The organism is Arthrobacter sp. BG5 (genome assembly GCF_056680155.1).
The window spans coordinates 3,287,284-3,299,912 of the sequence record NZ_CM155268.1 but is presented as its reverse complement, the minus strand read 5'-3'; the positions used below and the strand labels follow the sequence as shown (position 1 = coordinate 3,299,912).

11 protein-coding genes are annotated in these 12,629 nt (G+C 68.9%); 2 read left to right on the top strand and 9 right to left on the bottom strand.

What is annotated here, in order from left to right:
* Positions 1 to 55: 55 nt before the first annotated feature.
* The 4 genes from gatB to AC1MBE_RS15060 all read right to left on the bottom strand — a co-directional run bounded on the left by gatB (position 56) and on the right by AC1MBE_RS15060 (position 5,204).
* A complete protein-coding gene (gatB, locus tag AC1MBE_RS15075) occupies positions 56 to 1,570 on the bottom strand; it encodes an Asp-tRNA(Asn)/Glu-tRNA(Gln) amidotransferase subunit GatB (RefSeq protein ID WP_479779334.1) in 1,515 nt (504 codons plus the stop codon).
* Positions 1,570 to 3,162 carry an Asp-tRNA(Asn)/Glu-tRNA(Gln) amidotransferase subunit GatA gene (gene gatA / locus AC1MBE_RS15070; RefSeq protein WP_479779332.1) on the bottom strand — a complete coding sequence of 531 codons (1,593 nt, stop codon included), beginning with the start codon at positions 3,160 to 3,162 and terminating at the stop codon, positions 1,570 to 1,572. Before gatA ends, gatB begins: the two co-directional genes overlap by 1 nt.
* A gap of 4 nt (positions 3,163 to 3,166) precedes the next feature.
* Positions 3,167 to 3,463, bottom strand: coding sequence for an Asp-tRNA(Asn)/Glu-tRNA(Gln) amidotransferase subunit GatC (gene gatC, locus AC1MBE_RS15065; protein WP_138769869.1), 297 nt, complete (start codon positions 3,461 to 3,463; stop codon positions 3,167 to 3,169).
* A 280-nt stretch (positions 3,464 to 3,743) separates the two neighbouring features.
* The gene (locus tag AC1MBE_RS15060; protein WP_479779329.1) at positions 3,744 to 5,204 is read right to left on the bottom strand and encodes a CitMHS family transporter; all 1,461 of its coding nucleotides are present in this window, start codon (positions 5,202 to 5,204) and stop codon (positions 3,744 to 3,746) included.
* A 180-nt stretch (positions 5,205 to 5,384) separates the two neighbouring features.
* Here AC1MBE_RS15060 and AC1MBE_RS15055 point away from each other — a divergent pair, with 180 nt between their 5' ends.
* A complete protein-coding gene (locus tag AC1MBE_RS15055) occupies positions 5,385 to 7,160 on the top strand; it encodes a sensor histidine kinase (protein WP_479779327.1) in 1,776 nt (591 codons plus the stop codon).
* A complete protein-coding gene (locus AC1MBE_RS15050) occupies positions 7,153 to 7,824 on the top strand; it encodes a response regulator (protein ID WP_479779325.1) in 672 nt (223 codons plus the stop codon). The genes AC1MBE_RS15055 and AC1MBE_RS15050 overlap by 8 nt, the downstream gene beginning before the upstream one ends.
* Before the next feature lie 32 nt (positions 7,825 to 7,856).
* Here the strand turns inward: AC1MBE_RS15050 and AC1MBE_RS15045 are convergent, their stop codons facing one another.
* The 5 genes from AC1MBE_RS15045 to AC1MBE_RS15025 all read right to left on the bottom strand — a co-directional run bounded on the left by AC1MBE_RS15045 (position 7,857) and on the right by AC1MBE_RS15025 (position 12,624).
* Positions 7,857 to 8,378, bottom strand: a complete 522-nt coding sequence (locus AC1MBE_RS15045) for a hypothetical protein (RefSeq protein WP_479779323.1) — start codon at positions 8,376 to 8,378, stop codon at positions 7,857 to 7,859.
* A 128-nt stretch (positions 8,379 to 8,506) separates the two neighbouring features.
* Positions 8,507 to 9,010: a GNAT family N-acetyltransferase gene (locus AC1MBE_RS15040; protein WP_479779321.1), complete on the bottom strand. Its 504-nt coding sequence runs from the start codon at positions 9,008 to 9,010 to the stop codon at positions 8,507 to 8,509.
* Between the two features lie 81 nt (positions 9,011 to 9,091).
* The gene (locus AC1MBE_RS15035) at positions 9,092 to 9,922 is read right to left on the bottom strand and encodes an inositol monophosphatase family protein (RefSeq protein ID WP_479779319.1); all 831 of its coding nucleotides are present in this window, start codon (positions 9,920 to 9,922) and stop codon (positions 9,092 to 9,094) included.
* Positions 9,919 to 12,222, bottom strand: a complete 2,304-nt coding sequence (gene ligA, locus AC1MBE_RS15030) for an NAD-dependent DNA ligase LigA (RefSeq protein ID WP_479779317.1) — start codon at positions 12,220 to 12,222, stop codon at positions 9,919 to 9,921. The genes AC1MBE_RS15035 and ligA overlap by 4 nt, the downstream gene beginning before the upstream one ends.
* Before the next feature lie 135 nt (positions 12,223 to 12,357).
* Positions 12,358 to 12,624, bottom strand: a complete 267-nt coding sequence (locus AC1MBE_RS15025; protein ID WP_479777617.1) for a hypothetical protein — start codon at positions 12,622 to 12,624, stop codon at positions 12,358 to 12,360.
* Positions 12,625 to 12,629 lie beyond the last annotated feature (5 nt).

The following is a 12,629-nucleotide window of genomic DNA, read 5'->3' as shown; positions in this document are numbered from 1 at the left end:
CCATCCGTCGGTCGGAAGGACAACAGCTGCGACCCCTTTGGGCTACAAAGGCGATTTAGCCTTCGACTCCAAGCTTGGTCAGGATCAGCTCACGGACACGGCCAGCGTCGGCCTGCCCTTTCGTGGCCTTCATGACGCCACCGACGATCGCGCCGATCGCCTGAACTTTGCCACCACGGATCTTGTCCGCGACGTCGGGCTGCGCCGCCAGGGCATCATCAACTGCTTTTTGGAGTGCATCCTCATCGTCCATCGCCAGCAGCCCCCAGGCCTTGGCCTGAACAGGGATGTCGGCTGCGGACGTTTGATGCTTCCGTGCTTGGAAGTAGATCTGCTTGGCCATTGCGGGATGTGACTTCCCAGAGTTCACCAGTTCTTGAATGCTGTAGAGAACGTCGGGGCCCACATTGAACGATGAAGGATCAACATTTTCCTGCCGAGCGAGTGGAACGATAGTTCCCATCCACCACTTACGAGCAGCATCGGGGGTCAGCCCGGCAGCGATGGTTTCCTCGATCTCATCCATCACACCGGCGTTGACGACGTCGCGGAACTCCAGCTCCGAGTAGCCCCAGTCGGCCTGCAGGCGCTTGCGGCGGGCGGCCGGCGGCTCGGGCAGCGTGGCCCGGAGCTCCTCGACCCACTCGCGCGAGGCGACGATCGGCACCAGGTCCGGTTCCGGGAAGTAGCGGTAGTCGTCGGCGTCGGACTTCGGCCGGCCCGAGGTGGTGGAGCGGGTGTCCTCGTGCCAGTGCCGGGTCTCCTGGATGACCGGTTGCCCGGACTCCAGCACGGCGGCGTGCCGCTGGATTTCGTAGCGGACGGCGTGTTCGACGGCGCGCAGCGAGTTGACGTTCTTGGTCTCGGAGCGGATGCCGAAGCGTTCCCGGCCGTGCGGGCGCAGCGAGACGTTGGCATCGCAGCGGACGTTGCCGCGTTCCATCTTCGCGTCCGAGACGCCGAGGTTCTTGACAATCTCCCGGACCGCGGCGACATACGCCTTGGCCAGCTCGGGCGCGCGGCTGCCGGCGCCCTCGATCGGCTTGGTGACGATCTCCACCAGCGGCACACCGGAGCGGTTGTAATCCACGAGCGAGTAGTCTGCGCCCTGGATCCGGCCGGCGGCGCCGCCCATGTGGGTGAGCTTGCCGGCGTCCTCCTCCATGTGGGCGCGTTCGATCTCGACCCGGAAGACGGTGCCGTCGGAGAGCTCGATGTCCAGGTAGCCGTCGTACGCGATTGGCTCGTCGTACTGGGAGGTCTGGAAGTTCTTCGGGGTGTCCGGGTAGAAGTAGTTCTTCCGGGCGAAGCGGCAGGTCTCGGCGATCTTGCAGTTCAGCGCCAGGCCGATTTTGATCGAGGATTCGATCGCGGTCTTGTTCACCACGGGCAGCACGCCGGGCATCCCGAGGTCCACCTCGTTGACGTTCGTGTTCGGCTCGTCGCCGAAGACGTTCGGTGCGGAGGAGAACATCTTGGTCTTGGTGTTGAGCTCCACGTGGACCTCGAAACCCAGGACGGGGTCGTACTTCTCCATAGCCTCTTCGAAGCTGAGCGTTGCGTCAGTCATTAGTGTGAACCTCCGTGGCTCGCGGGGGCGCCGGCAGCAACCGCCGGTGCGGAATCAGTCAAAGAAGGCTCCGTCAGCGAGGGGGCGCGGTCCAGCAGCGGTCCGCCCCACTGCGCCTCGAGCAGCGACTCGAGCACGGCGCCGACGCGGTAGAGCCGGGCGTCCTGGCGGGCCGGGGCGAGCAGCTGGACGCCCACCGGCAGTCCGTCCTCGTCGGCGAGGCCGCCGGGCAGGGACAGGCCGGGGACCCCTGCCATGTTGGCCGGGATGGTGGCGACGTCGTTGAGGTACATCGCCAGCGGGTCGTTGAGCTTCTCGCCGAGCTTGAACGCCGTGGTGGGCGCCGTCGGGGAGATCAGCACGTCGGCCTGGGCGAACGCGGCGTCGAAGTCGCGCTGGATCAAGGTGCGCACCTTCTGGGCCGAGCCGTAGTACGCGTCGTAGTAGCCGGCGCTGAGCGCGTAGGTGCCCAGGATGATGCGGCGCTTGACTTCGTCGCCGAAGCCGGCGGCGCGGGTGGCTCCCATCACGCGCTCGATCGTCAGCGGGCCTTCTTCGGGGAGTACCCGCAGTCCGAACCGGACGCCGTCGAACTTGGCCAGGTTGGAGGAGGCCTCGGAGGGCATGATGAGGTAGTAGGCGCCCAGGGCGTACTTGAAGTTGGGGCAGGAGACCTCGACGATCTCGGCGCCGGCGCCCTTAAGCAGTTCGAGGGCCTCGTTGAAGCGGTTCTCGACGCCGGCCTGGTAGCCCTCGCCGTGGAGCTCCTTGATGATGCCGATCTTCATGCCCTCGACGTTGCCGGTCCGGGCCGCGGCCACGAGGTCCTCCAGCGGGTCCGGCAGCGAGGTGGAGTCGCGCGGATCGTGGCCGCCGATCACCTGGTGCAGCAGGGCCGAGTCCAGCACGGTGCGGGAGACCGGGCCGATCTGGTCCAGCGAGGAGGCCATCGCAATGGCGCCGTAGCGGGAGACGCCGCCGTAGGTGGGCTTGACGCCGACGGTGCCGGTGACGGCGCCGGGCTGGCGGATGGACCCCCCGGTGTCCGTGCCGAGCGCGAGCGGGGCTTCGAAGGCCGCGACGGCGGCAGCGGAACCGCCGCCGGAACCGCCGGGGATGCGGTCCAGGTCCCAGGGGTTGTGGGTGGGGCCGAACGCGGAGTGCTCGGTGGAGGAGCCCATGGCGAACTCGTCCAGGTTGGTTTTGCCCAGGATCGGCATCTTGGCGGCGCGGAGGCGCTCCACCACGGTGGCGTCGTAGGGGCTGTGCCAGCCCTCGAGGATTTTGGAGCCGGCCGTGGTGGGCTGGCCGACCGTCACGATCAGGTCCTTGACGGCGATAGGGACGCCGGCGAGCACGTGCAGTTCCTCGGCAGCGGCGCCTCCCGCGGCACGGATGGCGTCCACCTCGGCGGCGACGGCGAGGGCTTCCTCGGCGTTGATGTGCAGGAAGGCGTTGACCTTGCCGTCGACGGCGGCGATACGGTCCAGGTGCGCCTGGGTGACCTCGACGGCAGTGATCTCGCGCGCGGCGAGCTTCTCGGCGAGCGCGGCTGCGGTGAGGCGGAAGAGTTCGGGGCGGGTTTCAGTCATGGTCTTAGTCCTCATCCAGGATTGCCGGGACCTTGAAGCGGCCCTCATACGCGTCGGGGGCTCCGGAAAGCGCCTGCTCGGCCGTGAAGGTGTGGCCCACAACGTCCTCGCGGAACACGTTGGTCAGCGGGATCGGGTGGGACGTGGCCGGGACGTCATCACCGGCGGCTTCACTAACGGACTTAACCGACTCCACGATGACGGCGAGTTCGCCGGCCATCCTGTCCAGCTCTTCAGCACTCATCTCGATGTGCGCGAGACGCGCGAGATGCGCGACGTCGTCGCGGTTGATCGCAGCCATGGATCTCCCCTGCAAGTTCGGATTATTTTCCGTCCCAGTCTACGTGGGTTGACGTGTGGTTACTTCCCGGCATATCGCCGGCTGTGGTCGCCTTTCGGCGGCGAGCCGGACATCCTCCGCGTGCTCGCTCGTTCCTCGCTTAGACGCACGCTTCCGGATGTCCGTCCCGTCGCCGATGTGCTGCGCTCACCTCCACCGACCACGGGCTCCCCTCACGTGCACAACGAGGCAGGGTGCGGAAAATTTTCCGCACCCTGCCTCCTCTTGTTTATTGGTTTTGTTAGCCGATGCCGATGGCTCCGGTGAGGACTCCTACTCCCAGCATGACCAGGGAGATCACGGCCGTGCGCCAGAGGACCTTCTTGTGGTGGTCGCCCAGCTCCACCTTCGCGAGGGAGACCAGGAGCAGGATGGCCGGGACCAGCGGGCTCTGCAGGTGGAAGGGCTGGCCGGTGATGGAGGCGCGGGCCATGTCCGCGGCGCTGACGCCGTAGTGACCTGCGGTTTCACTCAGCACCGGGAGGACACCGAAGTAGAAGGCGTCGTTGCTCATGAAGAACGTCATCGGGATGCTCAGCACGCCGGTGATGACGGCCATGAAGGGGCCCATGTCCGCCGGGATGATCGCCACCAGCCATTCGGACATGGCCTTGACCATGCCGGTGCCGTTGAGGACGCCGGTCAGGACGGCGGCCGCCATGACCATGCTGACGACGGCGACGATCGAGGGGGCGTGGGCGATCAGCTGGGCGCCTTGGTCCTTGACCTTCGGGAAGTTGACCAGCAGGGCGATGGCGGAGGCCACCATAAAGACGAACGGAAGCGGAATAACGTTGGCGACGAGCGTCACCATGACGGCAACTGTCAGGCCCAGGTTGAACCAGAACAGCTTGGGACGGAGGGTCTTGCGGTTCGGGTCCAAGGCGGTGTCCGCCATCGCGGAGTCACGGTCGTCGACGAGGTCCTCGGTGCGTTCCAGGACCGCGACGGAGGAACCGCCGCCGGCGGCGGGAATTTCCGCGACGGGGCCGGGGCCCTTGCGTCCGAAGCCGCCGGTGCCGCCGGTTCCCCCGGTGGGCGAGCCGCCGTCGAACTCAACACCCTCGGCCCAGATTTCGGGGGCCACGGCGCGCAGCCGGTTGCGTTCCTGCAGGCCCAGCAGCCAGGCGAAGACAAACACGACGACGAGGCCGGCGACCAGCGAGGGGATCATCGGAACGAAGACATCGTTGACGTCGATCTTCAGCGCGGAGGCGGCGCGGGCGGTGGGGCCGCCCCAGGGCAGGATGTTCATGGTGCCGTTGGCCAGGCCGGCCACGCAGGTCAGGACCACGGGGCTCATCTTCAGCCTCAGGTAGACCGGGAGCATGGCCGCGGTGGTGAGGATGAAGGTGGTGGACCCGTCGCCGTCGAGCGAGACAGCCGCGGCGAGGATTGCGGTGCCCAGGACCACCTTGGCCGGGTCGTTGCCGAGCTTGCGCAGGATGAACCGGACCAGCGGGTCGAAGAGCCCGACGTCGATCATCAGACCGAAGTAGATGATGGCGAACATCAGCAGCGCGGCCGTGGAGGTCATCGACTTCATCGAGTCGAGCACCATGGGGCCGATGCCCAGGCCGGCGCCAGCGAACAGCCCAAAAACGGTGGGGACGATGATGAGCGCCAGCACCGGCGTCAGCTTCTTCGTCATGATCAGCACCATGAAGACCGCAATCATGGCGAATCCAAGTAATACCAGCACGGCCGGCTCCTTCTTCTGTGTTCCGCACCACTCCGCTGTGATGCGCACTACAGACGTTAGGGTGGCCTGCGTCACGGGAGTGCCTTTGCCTCAATTGATTGGCATACTGCTTGTTGGACGCATTTTGCGCATTTAGCTCACAGGCTGTTGAGGCCGCCGGATTACCAAAGGAGGGCCACCGTGCAAGCCCTCAAACGCCGCACTCCGCTGAAATTCACGACCCAGACGCTGCTGTTGCAGCTGGGGGTGGTGGCCCTGGTGGTGCTGCTCAGCAGCGCCGTGCACGCCTGGCTGACATACGAACGGCTGGGCCGGGAGGCAGAGAACCAGGCACTCACGCTGGCCCGGACGGTGGCGTCGGACCCGGCGGTCCGGGCCGAGGTGCAGCAGATCAGCGCTCGGCCCGGCACTCCCCCGCCCGCCGAGCTGCTCGCCGGTCCGCTGATGGCCGCCGCGGAGGGCGCCCGGGCCCGCACCGGCGCGCTGTTCGTCGTCATCACCGACGAGACCGGCCTGCGGCTGGCCCACCCCGACGCCGACCGGCTGGGGATGAGGGTCAGCACCGATCCCTCCGAGGCCCTCTCCGGCAAGGAGGTCACCACCCGGAACACCGGCACCCTGGGCCCCTCGGCCGGGGCCAAGGTGCCCGTGTTCGCGCCGGGTTCAACCACGGTGGTGGGCGAGGTCAGCGTGGGCTACTCCACCGAGACCATCGGCACGAGCCTGGCCCGGGACATCGTCCCGATCGCCCTGACCGCGGCCGGCGCGCTGCTGGCCGGCGTCCTGGTCTCCTTCCTGCTGCGGCACCGGCTCCGGCGGCTGACCCTCGGACTGGAGCCGGAGGAAATCAGCACCCTGGTGCACGACCAAGTGGCGGTCCTGCAGGGCGTGGACGACGGCGTGATCGGCGTGTCCGCCGACGGCCGGATCAGCGTTTTCAACGCCGCGGCCCGGCGGATGCTGGAGCAGCCGGACCTGGCCGGAACACGCTGGGCCTCGGCGCCGGTGCCGGCCCCGCTGACGGCCCTGACCAGGCCGGACGCCACCGAGGGCGACGCCGTGGAGTTCCTGGCCGGCGGCCGCGTCCTGGTGGCGAGCGCCCGCAAGGCCCTGCACGGCCGGGAGGACCTGGGCTGGGTGGTCATGCTGCGGGACCGCACGGAGCTCCAGCAGCTCACCCGCCAGCTCGACGCCGTCGGCACAATGTCCACGGCCCTGCGCGCCCAGCGCCACGAGTTCGCCAACCAGTTGCACACGATCGCCGGGTTCATGAGCATCGGGCAGCACCAGCAGGCGCGTGACTACCTGGCCCGGCTGGCCGCCACCGGGCCCTTGAAGTTCCCGGTGGACCAGGCCGAGCTGCTGCAGGACCCCTACCTCCAGGCCTTCCTGGGCGCCAAAGGGGTGGAGGCCGACGAACGCGGCGTCAGCCTGCGGCTCGGGCCCGAGACCCTGGTCCGCGGCCAGGTCGTCGAGCCGCAGGAGGTGACCACGGTGTTGGGCAACCTGATCGACAACGCCGTGAATGCCGCCGTCGCCGGCGCCGCAACCGACCGCTGGGTGGAGGTCGAGGTGCTGGACGCACCGGGCGAGGGTGGCGCGGCCGGCACCCTGCACATCATTGTGGGCGACTCGGGCGACGGCCTGCCGGCCGGCGCCGCCAGGGCTGAACCCGGCGGGGCTGATTCCGGCGGGGCTGATTCCGGTGGGGCTGAGAGTGTCTTCGCCGAAGGGTTCACCACCGCCGGCCGGCCGGCCCGGGCCGGCGGCGGGCAGGGCCTGGGGCTGGCGCTGGCCCGGCAGCTGGCCCGGCGCCGCGGCGGTGACGTGACGGTGCTGGAGCGGGGTGCGCCCGGCGGGCCTGGCGCGGTGTTCATGGCGACGCTTCCGGGGACCATCGCCGGTGGCGTTGAGGACGTGGCAGCAGATGTGGCAGAAGGAGACAACGATGTCTGAAGATTTCCGGGTGCTGATCGTGGATGACGACTTCCACGTCGCCAAGCTCCACGCCGCCTATGTGGACTCCGTGGCGGGCTTCCTGGCGCTGGCGCCGGCCGGCTCGGCGTCGCAGGCCCTGCAGTCCATCCACAGCCTTCGCCCGGACCTGGTCCTGCTGGATGTCTATCTGCCGGACGCCTCGGGCCTGGATCTGCTGCACCAGCTGGATGTGGACACCATGATCCTCAGCGCCGCCTCGGACGCGGCGTCAATCCGGGTGGCCTTCCGGCGCGGCGCCCTCGGGTACCTGCTCAAACCCTTCACGGCCGAGTCCCTGTCCCAGCAGCTGCGCTCGTACGCGCGTTACCGCCGGATCCTGGCCCAGCCGGGGAACCTGACGCAGGAGACGGTGGAGCGGGCCAAGCGGGCCCTGATCCCCGGCGACGTCACGGCCTCGGCGCGGCCGCGCTCCGCCACGGAGGCGGCGGTGCTGGATTCGCTGGAACCGGGGCTCCAGTACTCGGCGGCGGAGGTGGCGGCCCGGGTGGGCGTCTCCCGGGCCACGGCGCAACGCTACCTCTCCGCACTGGCGGACGACGGAGCCGTCGACATCCAGCTGCGCTACGGCACCACAGGCCGGCCGGAACACCGCTACGGGGTGCCCCCGGGCCCCGGAAGTTAGGCAGTCCGGGACACCGCCCCCGCCCCGCGCTGTTATTCGGCGATGTCGCGGGCTTTATGGAAGGCGTTGCTGCGGGCGTGCTCATGGACGCGGTCCAGCGCTTCGATCTGGGACCGTCCTTCGGCCGTGAGGCCGGCGAACCGTGACGGATCGAGCCCGAGTTCCGGCGCCAGCTCCTCCAGGGTCTGCCAGCCGCCGATCTTGGCCAGGATCGCGGCGCGCATCAGTTCGGATTCCAGGACCAGGGTCATCGGCGACCTGCTCAGCACCCGGCCGTTCAGCTTCAGGCGGCCGGCGCGTTCGGCCAACCAGGCGGCGGCCTGGCGGTGCGGGCGCTGGCGGATGCCGAGCTCCTGGATCAGATCCTTGAGCAGCTCGCGCTCCCGGCGGATCTCCGCGGCCACGGTGGCCAGTTCGGCGTGGACCGGGGTGTCGGTGAAGTCCTTGGCCATCCGTTCGATCCGGCCCAGCCCGGCGGTGGAGCCGGTCAGGTGGTCCGACAGGTAGAGGCCGAGCAGCTTTTCGTCGATGGTGTCAGGGATGTGCGGGGCCATGCTTCCTCCGGCTGTACTCGTGCTGTTCCCAGCGTGGGTCACGGTGGTGCTCTGGGTGCAAACCTTACCGCAGTGCGTCGCGGCGGCAACGGTAGCCCCTGACTCCGCCGGGCCGGGGCCGGAAGGGGCTAGAGGTCCAGGCGGTAGACGAGCAGCTTGATGTCGGTATCCGGGACGAACCAGTCGCGCTCCGGGGCGCGCTGGAAGCCGGTCTTCCGGTACAGGCCGTGCGCGCTCTCCCAAGTTACGCCGGTGGTCAGTGCCACGCCGGAGATCCCCGGAAGCGACCGGGCGTGTTCGATGATGGCCTGCACCATGGCCTTGCCGGCGCCGCTGCGTTGCACGGCCGGGTCCACCACCAGCATCCGGAATTCCAACTCGTCCGCCTGGGCGATGTCCGCGTAGGGCTCCCCCGCGACGGCGAGCGTCACCGAACCCACGACCCGGCCGGCGCGCTCCGCCACCCAGATGGTCGCGTCCTCGTGCCGCTGCGCGACCCTCTGGATCTGCTGCATGTACGGGTGGTCCGCGTCCTCGAAGTGGCCTGCGGCCAGGTAGGCATCCCGGGTGATGCGGGCGACGGCGTCGTAGTCGGCCGGGACGGCGGGGCGGATAAGGATCTGCGGATTCACCTGTCCATGTTACGGGCGCGCCCGGCTGCCGCGCAGCCAAACAGTACTTTCCGTGACTGAGCTATCAGTTCCGGGCCACCATCAGAGCGGGAACTTGCCGGAGAGCTCCAAGGGCCCGGCGCAGGTCCAGGCCGCGAGCCGCTCCTCGTCGGAGGGCCCGCCGTCGAGCACGCTGGTCAGCCGCGGACGGCGCACCCAGCAGCCGGCCTCCTCCGCGATCAGTGCGCCGGCGGCGAAGTCGTGCTCGTTGAGCCCGCGTTCGCCGTAGGCGTCGTGGGTGCCGTCCGCTACGAGGCAAAGATCCAGCGCGGCGGATCCCAGCCGGCGGACATCGGCGAAGCCGTCCATCAGCCCGCCCAGCCCGGTGGCCTGCTCGGCCCGGACGCCCGCGTCGTAGCTAAAGCCCGTGGCCAGGATCTGGCCGGTCCGTCCCGGCACCGGCCCGTTCAGCGGCACACGCCGCCCGTGATCTTCGAGCCAGGCGCCGTGGCCGCGGGCGGCATAGTAGACCCGTCCCAGCGCCGGGGCGTGGACGACACCGGCCAGCCAGGCGCCGTCGGGGCCGGCCACCGCCACCGAGGTGCCGTAGTAGACGATGTTGCGGATGAAGTTGGTGGTGCCGTCGAGCGGATCGATCGACCAGCGGAAGCCGCTCGGGCTGCCGGGCAACACGGTGCCGCCCTCTTCGCCGGTGATGGTGTCCTGCGGCCGGGCGCGGGTGATGACCTCGCGGACGGCCGCCTCGGACGCGAGGTCGAAGGAGGTCACCCAGTCCCCCGAGTCGCCCTTGTTGCTCACGCCCAGCTCGGCCGCGCTGCGGCCGGCCAGCACCGCGGCGCCGGCGGCGGCAGCCTCACGGGCCAGGTCCAGGAACGCCGCCGGCGCCGGAAAGTCTGCCGGACCGGGTCTCACTCGGCCGCCTCCTGGTGGTCTTCGCCGCTGTCCTCGGCCGGGGCGGCCGGGCCATCCGCCGCGTCGTCGCCGCCGTCGTCCGCTCCACCGCCCAGGCCGGCCGGTCCATGAGCGAGCAGCGCTCGGAAGCCGTCCTCGTCCAGGACCGGCAGGCCAAGCTGTTCCGCCTTGTCCAGCTTGGTGCCGGCGTTCTCACCGGCCACCACGTAGCTGGTGTTCTTGGAGACCGAGCCAGCGGCCTTGCCGCCGCGGACCAGGATCGCTTCCTTGGCCTCGTCCCGGCTGAACCCTTCCAGGCTGCCGGTGACCACCACGGTCAGACCCTCAAGGGTCCGCGGCGTGGACTCGTCGCGCTCGTCCTCCATCCGGACGCCGTCGGCTGCCCAGCTGTCCACGATCTCCCGGTGCCAGTCCTCGGCGAACCATTCCTTGAGCGCCACGGCGATCACCGGGCCCACGCCGTCGACGCCGGCCAGTTCCTCCTCGGAGGCCTGCCGGATGGCGTCCATCGTGCCGAAGGCCGTGGCCAGGGCCCGCGAAGCCCGCGGCCCCACGTGCCGGATGGACAGCGCCACGAGAACACGCCAGAGCGGCTGGGTCTTGGCCTTTTCGAGTTCGTTGAAGAGCTTCTCGGTGCTGGCGGTCGGCTTGGACGGGACCTTGGCCGTGCCCTTGGTGTAGAAGTACGGCACCAGCTCGAACTCGCCGGTCGCCACGCCCTTGCTGCGCTTTTCACGGCGGATCCGGACCCCGGCAAGGTCCTCGGGCTTGAGCCGGAACAGGTTCGCCTCGGTGGTGAGCGGCGCCACGTCGGGCTCGGCCGGCTGGGTCAGCGCAATCGCCGCTTCCCAGCCGAGGGCCTCGATATCGAAAGCGCCGCGGCCGGCCAGGTGGAAGACGCGTTCGCGCAACTGCGCCGGGCAGGAACGGGCGTTGGGGCAGCGGATGTCCACGTCGCCCTCCTTGGCCGGCGCCAGCGGCGTGCCGCAGGCGGGGCATTCGGTGGGCATCACGAAGTCGCGCACCGGTGGGTCCTGGGCGTCGCGGAGCGCCAGCACGGGTCCGACAATTTCCGGGATGACGTCCCCGGCCTTGCGCAGCACCACGATGTCGCCGATTTTGACGCCCTTGGCCTTGACGACTTCCTGGTTGTGCAGGGTGGCCATTTCCACCGTGGAACCGGCCACTTTGACGGGCTCCATCACGCCGTAGGGGGTGACGCGGCCGGTGCGGCCGACGTTCACGGCGATGTCCAGCAGTTTGGTGTTGACCTCTTCGGGCGGGTATTTGTAGGCGACAGCCCAGCGCGGCACGCGGGAGGTGTAGCCGAGGGCGCGCTGGGTAGCGAGATCATCCACCTTGACCACGATGCCGTCGATCTCATGGCTGAGGCTGTGCCGCTTGTCGCCGTAGCGCCGGATGAAGTCCAGCACCTCGGCCAGGCCGGGCAGCACCTCGAAGTACGGGCTGGTGGGCAGCCCCCAGTCGGCGAGCTGGCGGTAGGTGTCCGACTGGCTGACGGTCTCCAGGCCTTCGCGGGCGCCGATGCCGTGCACGTACATCTTGAGCGGGCGCTTGGCGGTCTCCGCCGGGTCCTTCTGTCGCAGCGAGCCGGCGGCGGCGTTGCGCGGGTTGGCCAGCGGGGCCTTGCCGGCCGCGATCAGCGCGTCATTGAATTCAGCGAACGCCTTGGACGGGATGAAGACCTCGCCGCGGATCTCCACTTCGGCCGGGAAGCTGTCACCCTTGAGCTGCTGCGGGATTTCCTTGATGGTGAGCACGTTGTGGGTGATGTCCTCCCCCGTGAAGCCGTCGCCGCGGGTGGCCGCCCGGATGAGCACGCCGTCGCGGTAGAGCAGGTTCACGGCAAGGCCGTCGATCTTCAGTTCGGTGAGCCACGCCGGCGGATTGCCGCCGTTGCCGAGCTTGGCGACGCCGGCCTCGGCCTTGGCGATCCAGGCCTCCAGTTCCTCCAGCGAGAACACGTCCTCGAGGCTGTACATCCGGGTCAGGTGTTCGACGGCGGCGAAGGCGGCGGAGACCTCGCCGCCCACCTCCTGGGTGGGGGAATCGTTGGCCACCAGTTCCGGGTGCATGGCCTCGATGGTTTCCAGCCGCCGGAAGAGCTCATCGAACTCGGCGTCGGAGATGATCGGGGCGTCCTCCTGGTAGTACGCGAAGCGGTGCTTCCGGACCGCTTCGACCAGTTCCTCGTACTCTTCGCGGACCGCCTCGGAGGGGACCAGTTCCCCGGCGGGGCTGCGGGTGTCGGTGTCTGTTGAAGTCTTCCCTGTGCTCACAGACCTATCCTGCCCTAGATCCCCGACGTTGTCCGGTCAGCAGCCCGCCCCGTTCGCACCGCCAGCCCTGCCCGGTTGCTTAAACGGAGGGCCCGGACGCTAGTGCGTCCGGGCCCTCCCTGACCATGCTCCGCCTTAGTTGGAGGAAGCGCTTTCCTGGTCGGCGGCATTGCGGCTGGCCTGCTGGCTGGCCTGCTGCAGGGCCTGGGCCGCCCGGGTGAGGTTGGCCGAGTGCTCGCCGTTCCACTCGTTGCGGAACTTCGTCGCGTCCGGTCCCATCCAATCGGTGGACGCCAGCGCCTTCGTCAGGAGCGACCTCTGGTTGTCGATCTCCTGCGAACCCGCCAGCAGCTTCGAACCCAGCGCCTTGAGCTGAGTAACATCCGCACCCCACATAGCCATTGAAA

What these genes read in the sequence shown, in the direction of transcription:
- gatB (WP_479779334.1), bottom strand. Translation starts at nt 1,570, where the DNA reads ATGACTGACGCAACGCTCAGCTTCGAAGAGGCTATGGAGAAGTACGAC.
- gatA (WP_479779332.1), bottom strand. Translation starts at nt 3,162, where the DNA reads ATGACTGAAACCCGCCCCGAACTCTTCCGCCTCACCGCAGCCGCGCTC.
- gatC (WP_138769869.1), bottom strand. Translation starts at nt 3,463, where the DNA reads ATGGCTGCGATCAACCGCGACGACGTCGCGCATCTCGCGCGTCTCGCG.
- AC1MBE_RS15050 (WP_479779325.1), top strand. Translation starts at nt 7,153, where the DNA reads ATGTCTGAAGATTTCCGGGTGCTGATCGTGGATGACGACTTCCACGTC.
- AC1MBE_RS15045 (WP_479779323.1), bottom strand. Translation starts at nt 8,378, where the DNA reads ATGGCCCCGCACATCCCTGACACCATCGACGAAAAGCTGCTCGGCCTC.
- AC1MBE_RS15025 (WP_479777617.1), bottom strand. Translation starts at nt 12,624, where the DNA reads ATGGCTATGTGGGGTGCGGATGTTACTCAGCTCAAGGCGCTGGGTTCG.